Origin of the sequence: Sulfurospirillum sp. MES, assembly GCF_000789415.1 — a bacterium.
Lineage (GTDB): Bacteria > Campylobacterota > Campylobacteria > Campylobacterales > Sulfurospirillaceae > Sulfurospirillum > Sulfurospirillum cavolei.
The window spans coordinates 545,450-562,133 of record NZ_JSEC01000001.1 but is presented as its reverse complement, the minus strand read 5'-3'; the positions used below and the strand labels follow the sequence as shown (position 1 = coordinate 562,133).

At 42.3% G+C, this 16,684-nt stretch carries 16 protein-coding genes; 1 reads left to right on the top strand and 15 read right to left on the bottom strand.

Annotation, left to right across the window (positions count from 1 at the left end):
- Positions 1-39: 39 nt before the first annotated feature.
- From OA34_RS02865 to gltB, 5 genes are read right to left on the bottom strand one after another with little or no spacing between them, the layout of a single operon-like run.
- Positions 40-495, bottom strand: coding sequence for a 23S rRNA (pseudouridine(1915)-N(3))-methyltransferase RlmH (locus tag OA34_RS02865; protein WP_039672303.1), 456 nt, complete (start codon positions 493-495; stop codon positions 40-42).
- Complete coding sequence (gene accD, locus OA34_RS02860) at positions 492-1,370, bottom strand: acetyl-CoA carboxylase, carboxyltransferase subunit beta (protein ID WP_039672302.1); 879 nt, start codon at positions 1,368-1,370, stop codon at positions 492-494. The genes OA34_RS02865 and accD overlap by 4 nt, the downstream gene beginning before the upstream one ends.
- Positions 1,371-1,392: 22 nt before the next feature.
- Complete coding sequence (locus OA34_RS02855; protein ID WP_039672301.1) at positions 1,393-2,118, bottom strand: inositol monophosphatase family protein; 726 nt, start codon at positions 2,116-2,118, stop codon at positions 1,393-1,395.
- 2 nt (positions 2,119-2,120) lie between these two features.
- On the bottom strand, positions 2,121-3,503 hold the full coding sequence (locus tag OA34_RS02850) for a glutamate synthase subunit beta (RefSeq protein ID WP_039672300.1): 1,383 nt from the start codon (positions 3,501-3,503) through the stop codon (positions 2,121-2,123).
- 1 nt (position 3,504) lies between these two features.
- On the bottom strand, positions 3,505-7,929 hold the full coding sequence (gene gltB, locus OA34_RS02845) for a glutamate synthase large subunit (RefSeq protein ID WP_039672299.1): 4,425 nt from the start codon (positions 7,927-7,929) through the stop codon (positions 3,505-3,507).
- Positions 7,930-8,157: 228 nt separating this feature from the next.
- On the opposite strand from gltB, the gene recO reads away from it, so the two are divergent.
- A complete protein-coding gene (gene recO, locus OA34_RS02840; protein ID WP_039672298.1) occupies positions 8,158-8,775 on the top strand; it encodes a recombination protein RecO in 618 nt (205 codons plus the stop codon).
- On the opposite strand, the gene OA34_RS02835 is transcribed toward recO, so the two are convergent.
- The 10 genes from OA34_RS02835 to OA34_RS02790 all read right to left on the bottom strand — a co-directional run bounded on the left by OA34_RS02835 (position 8,772) and on the right by OA34_RS02790 (position 16,682).
- Complete coding sequence (locus OA34_RS02835; protein WP_039672297.1) at positions 8,772-9,527, bottom strand: PP-loop family protein; 756 nt, start codon at positions 9,525-9,527, stop codon at positions 8,772-8,774. The genes recO and OA34_RS02835 overlap by 4 nt on opposite strands.
- Complete coding sequence (locus OA34_RS02830; RefSeq protein WP_039672296.1) at positions 9,524-10,216, bottom strand: 5'-methylthioadenosine/adenosylhomocysteine nucleosidase; 693 nt, start codon at positions 10,214-10,216, stop codon at positions 9,524-9,526. The genes OA34_RS02835 and OA34_RS02830 overlap by 4 nt, the downstream gene beginning before the upstream one ends.
- Complete coding sequence (gene fabD, locus OA34_RS02825; protein WP_039672295.1) at positions 10,213-11,151, bottom strand: ACP S-malonyltransferase; 939 nt, start codon at positions 11,149-11,151, stop codon at positions 10,213-10,215. Before fabD ends, OA34_RS02830 begins: the two co-directional genes overlap by 4 nt.
- Positions 11,152-11,197: 46 nt before the next feature.
- The gene (locus OA34_RS02820) at positions 11,198-12,061 is read right to left on the bottom strand and encodes a Fis family transcriptional regulator (RefSeq protein WP_231563848.1); all 864 of its coding nucleotides are present in this window, start codon (positions 12,059-12,061) and stop codon (positions 11,198-11,200) included.
- Positions 11,949-12,566 carry an FKBP-type peptidyl-prolyl cis-trans isomerase gene (locus OA34_RS02815; RefSeq protein WP_039672293.1) on the bottom strand — a complete coding sequence of 206 codons (618 nt, stop codon included), beginning with the start codon at positions 12,564-12,566 and terminating at the stop codon, positions 11,949-11,951. The genes OA34_RS02820 and OA34_RS02815 overlap by 113 nt, the downstream gene beginning before the upstream one ends.
- 113 nt (positions 12,567-12,679) lie before the next feature.
- Positions 12,680-13,654 carry a tetratricopeptide repeat protein gene (locus OA34_RS02810; RefSeq protein ID WP_039672292.1) on the bottom strand — a complete coding sequence of 325 codons (975 nt, stop codon included), beginning with the start codon at positions 13,652-13,654 and terminating at the stop codon, positions 12,680-12,682.
- Positions 13,655-13,665: 11 nt separating this feature from the next.
- Complete coding sequence (locus OA34_RS02805) at positions 13,666-14,169, bottom strand: OmpA family protein (RefSeq protein WP_039672291.1); 504 nt, start codon at positions 14,167-14,169, stop codon at positions 13,666-13,668.
- Between the two features lie 66 nt (positions 14,170-14,235).
- The gene (gene tolB, locus OA34_RS02800) at positions 14,236-15,504 is read right to left on the bottom strand and encodes a Tol-Pal system protein TolB (protein WP_039672290.1); all 1,269 of its coding nucleotides are present in this window, start codon (positions 15,502-15,504) and stop codon (positions 14,236-14,238) included.
- A 4-nt stretch (positions 15,505-15,508) separates the two neighbouring features.
- On the bottom strand, positions 15,509-16,279 hold the full coding sequence (locus OA34_RS02795; RefSeq protein ID WP_254376632.1) for a TonB C-terminal domain-containing protein: 771 nt from the start codon (positions 16,277-16,279) through the stop codon (positions 15,509-15,511).
- Between the two features lie 13 nt (positions 16,280-16,292).
- Positions 16,293-16,682, bottom strand: a complete 390-nt coding sequence (locus OA34_RS02790) for an ExbD/TolR family protein (protein WP_370695876.1) — start codon at positions 16,680-16,682, stop codon at positions 16,293-16,295.
- Between the last annotated feature and the right edge of the window lie 2 nt (positions 16,683-16,684).

The window sequence follows — 16,684 nt, the reverse complement described above, 5'->3', positions numbered from 1 at the left end:
TTTGTTTCCTTTAGAAAAGTTGCCCTGCATTATAATCGACTATTTATGATAGGGATGGTTGTTTTTTATGCACAATCCCCGATAAATCTGTTCAAATAAAACCACCTTTGCAATTTTGTGCGCATATGTTAATCTACTTAAACTTATAATCTTTTGAGTTTGCCCCAAAAAAGCCTCATCAAAACCGAATGCACCTCCGATAAAAAAATTAATATGGACGTCTTCATCAAAAAAAAGGCTAAACGTTTCGCTGTCTACGAGCGTTCCTTGTACGTCTAAAGCGATGTTGTAGCCTTTTAAAAAAGGCTCGTACGCTTTCGTATAAGAAGCTCTCGCTTCTTTTTCGCCGATGGTTTGTGCTAAGGCTATCTGTTTCGTAAAGATCTTGACTTCTTGCGCTTTGGCAAAGCGTGAAATCATTTTAATATACTCCGACGCTAGCGCGTCGAGTGATTTGTCGTTGCTTTTTTCAATCGTGTAAACCGTGATGTTCATGCTTTGAGTCTTAGCTCAAAATCATCACTTTTACAATGTGCTCCCAAAAGCTTCATCAAATCCGCAACCGTCTTTTTCATCTCTTCGCGCGTAACGATCATATCGATCAAACCGTGTTCCAATAAAAATTCCGCTTTTTGAAAGCCTTCGGGTAAATCGGCACCGATCGTTTGTTTAATAACCCTTTGTCCCGCAAAACCGACCAATGCACCCGGTTCCGCCATAATAATATCGCCCAAAAAGGCAAACGATGCACTCACCCCGCCCATCGTAGGATCGGTTAAGATCGAAATGTAGGGCAGTTTTGCTTCGGCAAGTTTTGCTAACGCAGCGGATGTTTTGGACATTTGAAGCAGAGAAAAAGTGCTCTCTTGCATACGGGCACCGCCGCTGGCACTCACGATTACGAGTCCTTCTTTGGCCTCAATCGCCCGATGAATCGCTCGAACGATTTTTTCACCCTCGACCGACCCTAAACTTCCGCCCATGAACGCAAAATCAAACACGACGAGTTGAACTTTCACGCCCTCGATCGTACATGTGCCGCAAATCACGGACGAATGTTTTCCCGTTTTTTCCTCAGCCTCTTCGATACGCTTTTTATACGATTTTTTATCCACGAATTTTAAAGGATCGACGGGGATCAAATTTGCATCAAACTCAACGAAACTTCCCTCATCGCTTAATTGCTCAATACGTTTTGTGGCAGAAATTCGCATATGAAATCCACACTTTGGGCAGACGTTAAAACGTTGTTCGACCTCTTTATAATACATTAACGATTGACACGCGCTACATTTCACCCAATGGCTAGGTGCTTCGCTCGGAGCGGATTGTGTCTTTCTTATTTTACTGAAGATTTCGGCAAATCCCATACGTATGCATCCTCTTTGAAAGCTAATTGCTTATAAATAAGTCAATTATTCTATCGAAAATTTCCTTATCTTTGCTTACGAGAAAAAGCTCCTGCGTTTCGTAAAGGTATAAATCCTCGCACATAAAGCGTCCCGCTTCCACGTCGTATGAGCGGATAGCTCCCTCATACAACACGAACGAAACATCTCTCGCATACGCTAAAGAGAGTGCGAATGCTCCGGGAGAACGGTATTTGAGTCCTGCTTTTTGCAATAAAGGATGCAGACGAGAAGATGCGTAAGCGCGCTCGAAAATACCCACTTTGCTAAACGGATTGCACCAAACGTCGCTGAAATTTTTTTCGTCGAGGTGAGCGCGTTTGAGTCCGTTTTGATCCTTCATAAAACAATCGCCGTTGGCTAAATTTGCGATAACGGCTTTGGTGCATTTTCCCTCTTCGAAATAGGCAACCGACGTACCGTAATAGGGCAAATGCGATAAAAGGTTGTCGCTTCCGTCGATGGGATCTAGAACGATATACGATGACATGTCGGGATTTTCGATCGTTCCGCTCTCTTCGGAAATAATCGTTCCGAAAGGAAGCAAATGCTCGATAAAAATTCGTTCGGCTTCTAAATCGATCGCCGAACTTCGATCGCCTCCCGCACCTTGTTCAAAACAGAGGTGATCGTCCGCATGCAAGCCTTGCGTTCGTAAACGCCGATACAGTACCCTGTTGGCTTGCAGTGCGGCTTCGATCACGTCCATACTTAACCTAACAACTTTTTGACGATCGCATTGGCGGCTTCTTTACCCTCTTTGGCGGCCGTGACGACCAAGTCTGATCCGCGCTTACAATCGCCGCCGGCAAAGACGCCCGATTTGGTTGTTTGGTATTCGCTATTCACGACGATGCAGCCTGATTTGTTGACTTCAATACCGTTTTCCGCTAAAAACGTCGGTACGGAAGGAATAAAGCCTAATGCAAAAATGATAATGTCGGCATCGACTCTAAAATCGCCGCCTTTTACGATTTCAACGACTTGCCTTGAAGAGGCGTCTTTTGAGCCTAAAATCGTTTTTTGCATATCGATACCGATCGCTTGACCTTCGGAGTTTACCAAAATCTCTTTGGGAGAGACGTTGTACATAAATTCCGCACCCTCTTCGATCGCATTTTTAAACTCTTTTTTAGAACCGGGCATATTGTATTTATCGCGACGGTATAAACATGTCACGCTTTTAGCCCCTTCGCGAATCGACGTTCTCAAACAATCCATTGCCGTATCGCCGCCGCCGACGACGACGACGTTTTTATTTTTAACTTCAAATTTTTTATCGTAACTCTCGTTAAATTGCTTCTTTTGAATATTACGTAAAAAGTCGATTGCCGTAAAAACGCCGCTTGCGTTTTCATTGGCGATATTGGCTTTACGAGGACTCTCCGAACCGATCGCCAAGAAAATGGCGTCGTGGCTATGCGCAATTTCGTCAAATCCGATCTCTTTACCGACTTGCGTATTGGTATGCAACGTCAAACCGGCGTCTTGAAGCCATCTTACGCGCCTTGCGACCACCTCTTTGTCCAACTTAAATCCCGGAATCCCGTACGTCAGAAGCCCACCGGCTCTGTTTTGTTTATCGTACATGCTAACGCCGATACCGGCTCGAAGAAGGTAGGTCGCACAGGCGATGCCCGCAGGTCCCGCACCGATAATCGCTACCTTTTTCTTTGTCGTGATTCCCGGGAAGCTCGGTTTAAAGCCCTTTTTAAATCCCTCTTCGGAAATAAACGTCTCAATTGCGCCGATCGTAATCGCTCCGTGACCGTCGTTTAGCGTACAATCTCCTTCGCACAAGCGATCTTGAGGACAAATACGTCCGGTAATTTCGGGAAACGGATTGGTCTCGTTGGAAAGATTAAAAGCAAGTTCCCTCTTCATTGCGCTCGTGGCTTTTAACCAAAACGGAATATAATTGTGTAACGGACATTTACTGTGACAAAACGGATCGCCGCATTGAATACAACGATCGGCTTGTGCGGAAGCGTCTTCTTTACTAAAAATTTCGTAAATTTCTTTAAAATCTTTAACGCGATCTCCGGTTGAGCGTTTTCTAGGCTCGTATCTCTCTTCATTCACAAAATTTTGCATCTTAGTCTCCTTGCTCCGGATTGAGTGGTACTTTGGTCATATCTTTAGGACGAACGATCCAAAAGTCCCTGACCGCATGGCGAAAATCTTCTAAAATTTGCGTGGCTCTAAAACTTGCCGTTTCATTGATGTGCGTACGAAGTAGACGCTTCAAGAAATGCCGTGCTTCGTCCATATCATCCGTATCGATACGCTCGGCAATCACAAGTTCTTGATTGAGTTTATCGATAAAGTCGCGCGTTTCGTCATACACGAATGCCACACCGCCGGTCATACCCGCACCGAAGTTCACGCCGGTATTGCCCAAGATAGCAACGACGCCGCCGGTCATATATTCGCAAGCATGATCTCCCGTTCCTTCAACCACGGAGACGGCACCGGAGTTTCGCACGCAAAAGCGTTCTCCCACGATTCCGGCAACGTAAAGTTTACCGCCCGTTGCACCGTACAAACAGGTGTTACCGGCACACGCGTATCCCCTGCCTTGAAATTTAGGCGCGATGACGATTTTACCGCCGTTCATACCTTTACCGACGTAATCGTTTGCCGTACCTTTGAGATTAATACTCAACCCGTTGGCTAAAAACGCACCCAAAGACTGTCCCGCAACCCCGTTAAGTCTGAAAACGATGCTGTCGTCTTTGAGACCCTTGTTGCCGTAAAATTTCGCGATTTCACCGCTAATGAGCGTTCCGAAACTTCGATTGGTATTGCAAATTTCGCGATGCAAAACGATTTTCTCGTCCGGATTTTCGATAACTTTGTAGACTTCTTTTAAAATCTCTTTTTCAAACGCGTTTTTATCGAAAGGATCGTTGGATTTGCCGCTATGCGTGTCGGGACCTTCCAAACGCATCAAAACGGACGAAAAATCGAACTTTTTCGCAAACGCATCGTCAATGACATGTAAAAGATCGCTTCGTCCGATAATCTCTTCCAAACGCGTATACCCTAAATGCGCCAAAATTTCGCGTACGTCTTCGGCTAGAAGCGTAAAAAAGTTGACGAGTTTGTCGACCGTTCCGACGAAATGTTCCCTTAACTTTTCGTCTTGCGTCGCAACGCCCACCGAACAACGGTTCAAATGGCAAACACGTAAGACTTTACATCCGATAATCGTTAACGAAAGCGTACCGAACGCATAACTTTCCGCACCTAAAAGTGCCGCTTTTACGACATCGAGCCCCGTTTTGAGTCCACCGTCGGTTTGCAAATGAACATTGTCGCGTAAATGGTTGGCCTTTAAAGCATTGTGTGCTTCGCTTAGACCGATTTCCCATGGATTGCCGGCAAATTTAATCGACGTCAACGGTGCGGCACCCGTTCCGCCGTCGCCGCCCGAGATAATAATTTTATCGGCATACGCTTTAGCGACACCCGCGGCAATCGTTCCCACACCCGCGGTAGAGACGAGTTTGACCGTCACGATGGCATCTGGATTAATTTGCTTCATATCGAAAATCAGCTGTGCCAAATCTTCAATCGAGTAAATATCATGGTGCGGCGGCGGAGAAATTAACGTAACGCCCGGAATCGTATAACGAAGGCTGGCAATTAATGAAGTCACTTTATGACCGGGTAACTGTCCGCCTTCCCCCGGTTTTGCGCCTTGTGCGACTTTGATTTGAATTTCGGTTGCCGAACGTAAATACTCCGGCGTCACGCCGAAACGTCCGGACGCAATTTGTTTAATTTTAGAGTTTTTATTGGTTTTAAGGCGATCAGGTGCCTCGCCGCCTTCTCCTGAGTTACTCATACCGCCGATACGATTCATCGCTTCGCCTAAGGCCTCGTGCGCTTCGGGAGAGATGGATCCTAAACTCATCGCCGCGGTAGCAAAACGTTTAAAAATAGCCTCTTTGGATTCGACTTTTTCGATCGCAATAGGCTCACGATCGGATTTAAGTTCGAAAAAGTCGCGTATCATTTTAAATCCGCGATTGTTAATCAGCTTCGTGAACTCTTGAAAATCTTTTTTTTCTCCCGTAACGGTCGCTTTGTGAATCGCATGAATCGCCTGCGGATGATAATCGTGGTACTCTTGCCCGTCGATGTATTTGTAAAAACCGCCGATTTCCAACGGAAAAAGCTTTTTACTGAGATTGAGTTCATACGCTTTATGATGATTACGTACCAAACGCTCTTCGATGTCTTCGTAACCGAGCCCCGGAATCAATGAAACCGCTCCGTTGAAACACTCCTGAACCACTTCGCTTCCCAAGCCTAAAACGTCGAATAATGCCGAGTTACGATACGACGCAATCGTTGCGATACCCATCTTTGACATCACTTTGAGTAAGCCTTGCCCAATGGCATGATTGACGTTTTTCAGTTTGGTTTTGATCTCGTACGATCCCATATCGCTTTTTTTGCATTCGTCTAAAACGGTTGCGTAGAGCAAATAAGGATAGATTGCACTGGCTCCAAAACCGATCATACATGCACACGAATGCGTATCGATCGCTTCGGCGGAGATCGCGACGATGGAGGCTAAAGAGCGGACGCCTTCATCCAATAAAACTTGATTGACGCGCCCGATGACCATAATCATCGGCATCGGTTTGAGCTTGCTCGTCATACCTCGATCGTCAAGGAAAATAATGCGAACGCCTTCGTTTTTAACCGCTTGCGCAATATCGTATGCCAAATCTTCTAAACTTCCTTTGAGGTTATCTTCAAAAAGTGTCGAGAAATAGCGATTTTTGTACTCATCTTTATAGCGTGGTTTGCTCTTATCGCCGAAAGAATCTAAAATATCGAATTTTTCTTGCATCATAATCGGCGAAATCGATTTGATACGAACGGCATGTTCTTGGCTCTCTTCAAGAATATTGCGTATCTCTCCGAAACTCGTATTAAGGCTCATCACCACTTTTTCACGGATAGGATCGATCGGGGGATTGGTCACTTGGGCGAATTTTTGTTTAAAATAGTCGCTAAAATTACGCTGAACATGGCTAAAAGCCGCCATCGGCGTATCGTCGCCCATTGAACCGACACCCTCTTTGCCGTCTTTCATCATCGGCTCGATGACCATATTTTTTACTTCTTGCGTAATGTTGAAATAGCGTTGCTCCAACTCCAAATTTTCACGCACGTAGTCGGTTGTTTTTGAAAAAGGAATATCGACGAACTCTTGAAGGTACACAAGACCTTTGTTCAGCCACTCGGTATAGGTATTAGAGCTGGCAAGATAATCGTTGATATCGTCATTTTTCATAATTTTGCCGAATTTGAGGTCGAGCCCGATCATTTGACCGCTTTGTAAACGGCCTCTTTCAATAATGTTGTCTTCCTCAATATCTAAAACGCCGTACTCGCTTGAGATAATGATACGATCGTCTTTGGTAATAATATATTTTGCCGGACGCAATCCGTTGCGATCTAAAACACAGGCAATATGACGACCGTCGGTTAAAGAGATCGCGGCAGGGCCGTCCCACGGCTCGAAATTAATACTTGAAAATTCGTAAAACGCTCGCAACCCCGAATCCATATGTGGCGCATTTTGCCAAGGAGCAGGGATGAGCGAACGTACGGCTTTAAAAAAGTCAAATCCGTTGAGGAGCATAAATTCGAACATGTTATCCAAGCTGGCACTATCGCTCACGTCGTTAGTCGTTAAAGGATACAATTTTTGTAACTCTTCGTCCGAGAAAACGCCGCTTTTCATACATTCGGTTTTTACTTGCGTGTTAAAGCGATTGGCGGAAATCGAATTGATCTCGCCGTTGTGTGCCAAAGTGCGAAAAGGTTGTGCCAATTTCCACTTCGGTAGCGTATTGGTTGAAAAACGTTGATGAAACAGTGCAAACGTCGCTTTAAAATCGACATCACTTAAATCGGGAAAAAACGTCTTAATATAGGTCGGCATTACCAACCCTTTATACGAAATCACTTTGCTGGAAAAAGAGGCGATATAAAATTCACTCTCATGTGCCAATCTTTTTTCAACCGTTTTGCGCGTTAAATACAAAAGAGCTTCAAAACGTTTTGTCGCGACCAATGAAGCGGACGTAACAAACGCTTGAACGATTTGAGGAAGTGAGTCGAGCGCTAATTTTCCCAATGCTTTGGTTTTGACGGGTACGTCTCGGTAAAGGAGAACTCTGAGGTCGTTTTGCTCACAGGTCTCTTCAAAAATACGTTTTTGCTCTTGCGTATGCAGGAAAATCATTGCAACGGCAAACTGTTTGGGTAAATCCACTCCCAATTTGTGTGCTTCTTTTTTCATGAAGTCGACCGGCATCGAAAAAAGTAGACCGCTTCCGTCTCCGCTTTTTCCGTCCGCGGCAATTGCCCCTCGATGCATCATGCGCTCTAATGCCGTAATCGCATCTTCAACATTTTCATGGGTAGGAGTATTTTTAATATTTGCGATTAAACCGAAACCGCAATTGTCTTTAAATCCTCTTATTAGATCCATCTCACAAGCCTTTTGTGGAATTTTCATCAAGTTTTTTGACAAATTTTAAGTTAAAAGCGACGGATATTACTCTAAAAATTATTAAATTTCAATTAACGACTATTTTATGGTGTTATCAGAGTTTTCATACCATAAATAATATAATTTTTCAATAAATTTAATATCTAAAATAAAATAACTAATTTTTATATTTAATAAAATTCAATTTTTGAGATGCTAAAATTGCTTATGCAAGGTTATATCATCAACATTACACGGGTTAAAGACGAAGATCTTATCGTCGTCGTTTTAACACACGATAGTATTAAGACCCTTTATCGTTTTTACGGCGCTCGCCATTCGACGATTCATTTGGGCTATAAAATCGATTTTGAATCTCTCGCATCGCTCAAGTCGACGATACCGCAACTACGTTCGGTACTCCATTTAGGAACCCCTTGGAACATTCATCGTGAGCGAATGCTCGCATGGCAGGCATTCATTCGCCTTTTTTACCTGCACCTCAAAGATATCGCGCTTATCGATACTTTTTATTTTGACCTGTTAGAATCTTGCGCCGATATTTGGCATAAGCAAAATCCTAAACGTATCGCCATTGAAGCGTATAGTAAACTTTTGCGCTTTGAGGGACGATTACACGATGATTTGATTTGTTTTAATTGTGAAGAATCGATCAAAGAGGATTTGACGTTAATTCGCGCTTTTTTACCTGCGCACAAGCATTGTGCATGGAATCAAACATTCGAACGCTTACATGTCAAAACTTTGTTTGAAGAGCATAGCACAATAGCGTTTGACGACGAGGAAGTCGAAAGCCTTTGGAAAATTATGCTTGAAGGATTTTAACGATCCAAATAGCGTTCATCGCAAAAGCTTGAAGCCTGTAAGCTCTCAAACGCTTTTTTGAGAGAAACGAACAATTCCGGATTTTCTTTTTCCATCGCCGCTAACATCTCTTTTGTTTTGGCACGCATCACGGGCATTTTGACGTCAAAACGCATGGCAGGACATGCTTCATCGCCGATAACGGGCATACCGTGTTCTTTGGCACATTCTCGCAATTGTCGCTCTCGCACGTGGATCAACGGACGAATCACGACCAGTCCGTTTTGCGCTTTGTAAATCGGAGGCATAGAACGAAGTGCTCCGTTATAGGAAAAATTCATAAAAAAACTCTCCGCCGCATCGTCCAAATGGTGAGCTAACGCTAATTTCGCGTACCCGTGATTCAATGCGTACGTATACAACGCTCCGCGTCGCATACGAGAGAAAAAGCTGCAAAACGAAGAATTGGAACGAATCTTCTCCTGTGCTAGCTCAAAAATCGACGTATCAACGATTTCGTGATCGATTTCATGCTCTAAACAATGCGCATGTAAGGTTTGAAGGTCTTCGCCCATACCGTAAGCGATCGTTACGGCTTTAAACTCGAAATGAAAAGGTGCAACGCGTTGCATATGTTTTAAAATATGCGCCAACGTAAGGGAATCTTTCCCTCCGCTGAGCCCTAAAAGCAGTTTATCGTTTTCTTGAATTAAGCCGTAATGCGCATTCGTACGCCCGACGACGCGTAAAAGACGTTTACTGAGCTCTATCATCGTTTTAATTCGTCCAACATCGCCAAAATCAATTTTGCACTCTCTTGTGCGGAACTGACCAAGAATTCGTCAAAACTAAAACCTGCATCCATATCGGCGGCATCGCTAATCGCTCTAAAGACGCAAAACGGTACATGAAGCGCATCGCAGACAACCGCGACGGATGCACCTTCCATTTCCGTGGCATCGGCTTGAAACGTAGAGCGTATCCACTCTTTTTTCGTAGAATCGCAAATAAACTGATCGCCGGTCGCAATAATGCCTTCTACAAGCTTTAACCCTTGCGCTTTTGCAACTCTATGCGCGATGTGAACCAACGTTTCATCGGTTTGTACGTAAACGCACCCCTCCGGAATATATCCGAAAGGATGTCCGAAAGCCGATATATCGACATCGTGTTGTGCTAATCGGGTCGCGACAACCAAGTCGCCGACTTTTAACGCAGGATTGAGTGCGCCTGCAACACCTGAAAAGAGCAATTTTTCGGCACCGAATTTCTCGATTAACGTTGAAGCCGTCAGACTAGCGTTGACTTTACCGATTTTACTGTACGCGATAATGAGCTCTAGCCCTTGATAGGATGCTTTATAATAACGATTGTTTGCATATTCGATCGTTTCGTAAGTTTTAAAAAACTCCAAAAGAGGTGTTATTTCTTCGTACATTGCACCCATAATCGCTATTTTCATGCATGTTCCTTTGTCAGCAAAGTATACACTTCGTCTAAACTGCTTCTATCGACGATACTATGCGTCGGTTTTTGCGAAATACGTTTATTAAGTCCTTTGAGTACCGTACCGCCGAATTCGATAAAGCAATCCGTATCATTTTCTACATGTAAGATTGATTGTTTGTATTTGACGGGTGAGACAAGCTGCTCACACAACAATTGCTCCGCCCTTGCTTTCGTGCTGTACGCTTGTGCCGTAACGTTAGAAATAATCGGCGCATAAAACGTTTCATGCAACCATTGGCCTAAATACTGCTTCAACATCGGTTGTGCGGATGAGAGCATCGGGCAATGGCTCGCTACGGACATCGCAAGGACGACGGCTTTTTTGGCACCGGCTTCTTTAAAAAGAGGCTCTATAGAGATTAAATCCGCTTTATTACCGGCAATAACGATTTGTCCGTCTCCGTTATAATTTGCCGTCCAAACCTTTTTACCGTCCAATTGCATTTGACGGGTTAAAGCTTCAACCGTGGCATCGTCAAGACCCAAAAGTGCCATCATACCGGCATTTTGATCTTTACATGCCTCTTTCATTAATAATCCTCGTTGATGAACAAGCTCGATCGCATCTAAATAATCCATCGCACCAGAAGCACTTAAAGCACTAAATTCACCTAAAGAATGCCCTAAAAATGAAACGGGCGTTTGAGAAAAACGTTCTGCAAATAGACGATACGCCATCAAACTGACCAGTAAAATTGCGGGCTGTGTAAATTCCGTTTGCTCCAATCGATCGTTTTCTTCAAACAACAACTGTGCCATATTAAAACCTAAACGTTCGCTTGAAGCTTCGACCATCTCTTTCGCTAGCGTAGAATGATCGTAAAAATCTTTGCCCATACCGACTTTTTGGCTTCCCTGACCGGGAAATATTCCTATATACTTCATCATATACCTTTTACATGTAAGGATGAAACATCCTGTACACTCTCATTTTTTAATCTATTTTTAATTGGTCTTTGTAGTCGTTTATTTTTTTTCGTAGCGTATTGCGATTGAGTCCAAACTTTTCGCTAATCGCCAATTGCGATCCAAACTTAGCATAGCCGCTTTTAATCATCGGGACGTCAAATAAATAGAGTAAGTCGCGATAATCGTTTCGACCGCCGATGCGTTGCATCAAAAAACGTTCCATCATCGTCAAGATTTCCGCTTCGCCGAAAGAGTTCATCAAATAGGCATTGTAAACGGAACGTTTGAGAGAGTAACAGTTTTTACTTAAATCCGGAACGATCTCTTCTAAGATAGGCATTTCGCTTGCTTCGCCGTCAAAAGTCGCCTGCGCTTCAAGCGCAAATTTTTCAATCAGGGCAGTCACGTCTTCAAGACGTTCTCTTAAAGGCGGTAAAACGATTTTGAGGCTAAAAAATTCGTCCATGAGCGTCTCGCTGAGTATCACGTTCGATGTACCGATAATACGTGTTTTATGGACGTCTAGTGCCACTTTTAATTTTTTATAATTGGTTATTTTATGAAAGTTTTTTACAATAAGGCTCGAATGCGTTTCGATTAAAGCTAACAACTCGTTAAAAGAGGTCGCATCGACAACGGGAGCCGCAATGATATGTTGCGCTAGTGTCTGTTTCCCTACACCTTTTTCACCGAGAATAAGGGCGTTAATGGTGACGCTTTTGAGTAAATTTGCAGATTTAAGAGCCTCCATGGAGGCTCTAGATTTTGCTATAAAGTTAGTGCGATCCACAACAACCGCCACCGTGAGAGTGACTTTCACCGCCGCAGCATCCGCCTTCGCCGTGTTCATGACCGTGGCCGCCGCAACATTCATCGTCATCGTGGTCATGAGAACCGCATCCGCCGGAACCGCATCCGCAGCTGTGCGCTTGACCGACGTAACCGTTTGCTAATTCATCGGCAGTTGCCTCTCTGACTTCTGCTACGGTAATTGCAAATAAAAGGTCTTGTCCCGCTAAAGGGTGATTAAAATCAATTTCTACGGTTTCGTCGTTAAAACTTTTCACAATCACTTGTACCGTTTCGCCGTGTTCACCTTGTCCATAAAGCGTCATACCGACGTTTAGTTCAAGTCCTGCGAATTGCTCTTTTGGGAGCGTTTGAACGGCATTTTCATCGTAAACACCGTATGCATCGGCTGCAGCAACTTCTATGTTAGCACTCTCGCCGGCTTTTAAACCTTTAATTTTTTCTTCTAACCCTGGAATAATTTGACCTTTTCCAACGATAAAAGAAAGGGGGGCACCTTGAAGGTTACTATCCAAAATCTCGCCATTATCAACACTTTTTAGTTCATAATGAATTGAGACTACTTGATTATCTTGAATACTCATAATTTCTCCCTTAATTCTAATAACGGCTGATTGTAGCATAAATTAGTTTTATATGCCCTTAGAAGAGTAGACGAATAGGTTATTTTTTAAACAATGAATTGATTAAAAAAACGTTATTTGACGCTTTTTGCTTCAGGAGAGGTAGGATAGTTTTCTTTCAGTGCTTTATAAAAACTTTGCGCTTCTTTACCTTTGCCGAGTTTATCGAAAGAAGAACCCGTGTGATACAATAAAGTCGGTATATAAGCGGCTTTGTCATGCAAGGCAATGCTTGCTTTGTAGTATTCGATCGCACCAGAATAGGCTTTTTGGGTATATGCAATTTCGCCTAGCGTAAAATTGACTTTTGCCGGCTTATAATTCCTATTGAGCAATTCTTTGTAATAAGTTTGTGCATCGTTATAAGATTTTTTTGCATACAAATCGTCGGCTTCTTTGAGCAACGTCGCACTATCTTTGCCCGCTAATGCTTTCGCAGAAACAGCAGCCGCCGCATCGTTTGAAGCCTCTTTTTTAGAAGACTCATTGGCTGCAGGCGTCACCTTTGAAGAGGATTTATTACCGTGTACTTCATTGGCTAACTGATCAAATTTTTCTTTCGGAACGTAATTTTTATTAATAGAATCAATTAAAGAGCCCAATTCGCTGACGACGGTTTTAATTTTTTCCTGATTTTCATTTTGAATTCTTCGACTCTCTTCCACATACTCTTTAATGCCTTGAAGCTTTTGATTTTCTTCTTCAAGCTTGCGTATACGCTCATCTTGTTTGGCAATTTTCGTTTCATAGCTATCCATGACAGAGCGCAAAATTTCATATTGTTCCGCATTATTAGCATTATTATTGCCGCTAAAGACAGCAGTAGACTTTGATGAAGAAGGTGTCGGAGCTGTCTTTTCCGTTCTTTGCGTATTAGAAGGAGTTACAACATCGGAAGACGTAATACTATATGTTGAGTTGTTCACCGAAGAACTAGAAGTAGCACTTGGGCTAGAAGAGGAATCATAACTTCCGAAAGCGGAGGGTTCGCTCGCTAGCGCTACTACGGGTAGTAGTGCTAGCGAATATAAAAGAATCTGTTTTTTCATTCAAGCAGAAATTATGGAAGTACTTTGAATTCTGCTCTTCTGTTTTGTGCCCAACAATCTTTGTTGTGCTCGCTGCACGCAGGATTGCTCTCACCGTAACTAACAACGGTAATTCTGTCTGCAACCATACCTTTAGCAACTAAACCGTCTTTAACGCTTTTTGCTCTTTTAAGACCAAGTGCGTAGTTGTATTCGTCTGTACCGAATTCGTCGCAGTTACCTTCGACTTTGATTGAAAAGCTTTTAGCTTCAGCTGAATTGAACAATGCAGCATTTGCATCGATGTTTGCTTGTTGATCTTTTCTGATGTTGTATTTGTCAAAATCAAAATAGATTTTTTTAGAGTTAGCCTCTAAAGAAGCAATCAATTTTTGAAGAGCACTCATACCGTCGTTAACTGCTGCACCTTTTGTGTCGCCAGAGCTTTTAGTCATATCGACTTCTGGACTTTTTTGGCTACAACCTGTTAAAACCAAAACCGCTACCGCTAAGCTTGTTAAAGCTAATTTACCCATTATTAGATCCTTTGTAAAAGTTCAATTTTAAAAACTTCGGAATTATAGCATATTTTTTTTAAAAAATCACCAGTCTAACGACTGTAATTTACCAGTTTTCAATGCAAACTGATACGTTTTGTTAGCACTAAGGCGAATTATCCCCAATGCACTCTGATTTCCAAACTGTTTTATAAACATAATTGTATCAGGATCTTTCGCAAAACGCGGATATAAATTTTCACCTGTTGCCGTTAATTGACGTAAATAGTCCGTTTTTGTCGAAATCAAGTAAAGATTAAAGGTATTTCGACCGAACTCGCTGTCTGCTTCCCTGCTGGAATACACAATATAATTATCGTATGTTGAAATCGAATTTTTATTTTTTCCGTGATAGACAAGTTTTTCAAAACTTTTATCGTTAAGACCTTGTGCAAAAATGTCAGGGTTACCTAAACGGTCGGAGACAAAGGCAATACGCGTATCATTGTCGATAAAATTGCCGTTGACGTCTATGCCCGAATACTCCGTTATTTTTTGAATTTTCTTGGTTCTCAAATCGTAGAGATAAATATCAGGCTGATCTTTAGGTGCCATCGTTAATAAAAGTTTATTGCCGTCTTGGGAAACATCAGAACATACAATCATACCGGGGCTGGAAATAATATTGGATCGACTTCCCGTTCGTAAATCAAATTTATAAATTGTCGGTTCTGCCCCACTATAGGAGGTATAGAAAAAAGCACTTTGCTCTTTATTCGCCCATTTCGGGAAAACATTCAAGCCGCCCGATACCATAACTTTTTGATAGTTAAGCGTATAGTCGGATATAACGATTTCACTTTTCTTCGCATCCGTATATTTTGCAAAAATAACCGATTGTTCCATCCATGCAATCGACGGCGAACCGGTTTGGTCGTTTACATCTATCACGACTCGATGTGCCAAAAACGGATAACGTTTTTTATCACTTAAATTATACGCTTTTTCAAATGTCGTGCTTCCCGTTCTCGCATTAATCAATTTAACGTTAACGGCCAAATTAGCGGTGTCTTGAACAATGCTAAAACGAACGATCATATCTACTTTTTTATCCGCTAAAAAATTCTCAAGAGGACCGCCCTCATAACTGCTTTGCAAATATTCGTCTAAAACATTAAAATGGCTACTGACGCGTAAGTCATTGGCTATCAGTTTATAAAAACTTCTTCTCATTTCACTATCGATTGTTTTCGCACTGGCGTCTTGCACGGCAACTTTGGGCAAAACATCGATTTTTTTGACAACCTCTACCGTCGCATCGGCCGCAAAAACGAATAAGGCCGTACATAGCCATACTATCATTTGTTTTAACATGTAATTACTCCAGCATATCTTTAAATTCTACTTGCATCTCAAACAAAGGTCCCTTTTCGTATTTTGGAAAAACCGTACTTTCCATAGCTTTAAGGAACTCTTTAAGCTTCGTATTGAACTCGTTATTATAAGCTAACGAAACTATTTTATAACTAAAAGTACCGGTATTACTAATTTTGACGATAACTTTAGCAACATTACCGTTTTCCGTATCAACCGTCTTTTGCCAATTCTCTTCCAATATTTCTTGTACTTTGCCGATAAAAGGATCGTATTCGCCCCCTTTATTCATATCGGTAAGATGTTTTTGCTCTGCGAAATTAAGAGAATTTGCAATTTTAGAAGCAACATTTTCACTTTTTTCTTTTGTCTCTTCTACTTTATTAGGTTTGATACGCGTCGGTTGTTTTTGATCTTTTTTTTGTTCTTTGGCGTCCGGCGGCAATTTTGAGGTGTTAATATCTTCAAACAATCCTCGAAGCGATTGACTTTTGACAGCTTCTTTTGGAGAAGAAGCCACAACTTTTTTCTCTTCAACCGGTTTTTCTTGCGGTTTTTCAACCGGTTTTTCTACTTCTTCTTTTTTTCGCTCTTCTTTCGGTTTTTCAGAATCGTTCTTTTTACGTTCGACTAAAGCAATATTGATAGGATTTTTGTTCGAAGTATAGTTTTTAATGGTCGGATGCTGAGTCGCCAGAATATAACCGAGCACCAGAAGTAAAAACACATAGAGAAGGATGGACATTATCCACCCTACGGAGGCATATTTGTTCACGCTAGACACAGAACTATCCGTTCGTTTCTAATGAAACATTCGTAAATCCGGCTTGTTTAATCGTCTTAAGTACAAACATAACATCTTTATATGAAAGGCCCTCATCGGCTTTTATATAAACAATGCTTTTAAGAGGATATTTACTTTTTTGCATCATAAAGCTATCCGCAAATTCTGCAAGCATAAAGCTTTCACTTTTAATAAACACTTTTTTATCTTTAGTGACACGAATCTCAAGCTCCGGCATTTTGCTAACAACGGACGATTTGCTACCGTCTGGAAGTTTAATCATCTCTTCATAGACCAACGCCGGAGTCGTTACCATCAAAATAGCAAGAAGCACCAGCATAATATCAACGAGAGGCGTGATATTAAGCTCAGGCACTTCGTCAAGTTGGCTCATCA

Coding starts and splice junctions, on each gene's coding strand:
- OA34_RS02865 (WP_039672303.1), bottom strand. CDS start 495: ATGAACATCACGGTTTACACGATTGAAAAAAGCAACGACAAATCACTC.
- accD (WP_039672302.1), bottom strand. CDS start 1,370: ATGGGATTTGCCGAAATCTTCAGTAAAATAAGAAAGACACAATCCGCT.
- OA34_RS02855 (WP_039672301.1), bottom strand. CDS start 2,118: ATGGACGTGATCGAAGCCGCACTGCAAGCCAACAGGGTACTGTATCGG.
- OA34_RS02850 (WP_039672300.1), bottom strand. CDS start 3,503: ATGCAAAATTTTGTGAATGAAGAGAGATACGAGCCTAGAAAACGCTCA.
- gltB (WP_039672299.1), bottom strand. CDS start 7,929: ATGGATCTAATAAGAGGATTTAAAGACAATTGCGGTTTCGGTTTAATC.
- recO (WP_039672298.1), top strand. CDS start 8,158: ATGCAAGGTTATATCATCAACATTACACGGGTTAAAGACGAAGATCTT.
- OA34_RS02835 (WP_039672297.1), bottom strand. CDS start 9,527: ATGATAGAGCTCAGTAAACGTCTTTTACGCGTCGTCGGGCGTACGAAT.
- OA34_RS02830 (WP_039672296.1), bottom strand. CDS start 10,216: ATGAAAATAGCGATTATGGGTGCAATGTACGAAGAAATAACACCTCTT.
- fabD (WP_039672295.1), bottom strand. CDS start 11,151: ATGATGAAGTATATAGGAATATTTCCCGGTCAGGGAAGCCAAAAAGTC.
- OA34_RS02820 (WP_231563848.1), bottom strand. CDS start 12,061: ATGACCACGATGACGATGAATGTTGCGGCGGCCACGGTCATGAACACG.
- OA34_RS02815 (WP_039672293.1), bottom strand. CDS start 12,566: ATGAGTATTCAAGATAATCAAGTAGTCTCAATTCATTATGAACTAAAA.
- OA34_RS02810 (WP_039672292.1), bottom strand. CDS start 13,654: ATGAAAAAACAGATTCTTTTATATTCGCTAGCACTACTACCCGTAGTA.
- OA34_RS02805 (WP_039672291.1), bottom strand. CDS start 14,169: ATGGGTAAATTAGCTTTAACAAGCTTAGCGGTAGCGGTTTTGGTTTTA.
- tolB (WP_039672290.1), bottom strand. CDS start 15,504: ATGTTAAAACAAATGATAGTATGGCTATGTACGGCCTTATTCGTTTTT.
- OA34_RS02790 (WP_370695876.1), bottom strand. CDS start 16,682: ATGAGCCAACTTGACGAAGTGCCTGAGCTTAATATCACGCCTCTCGTT.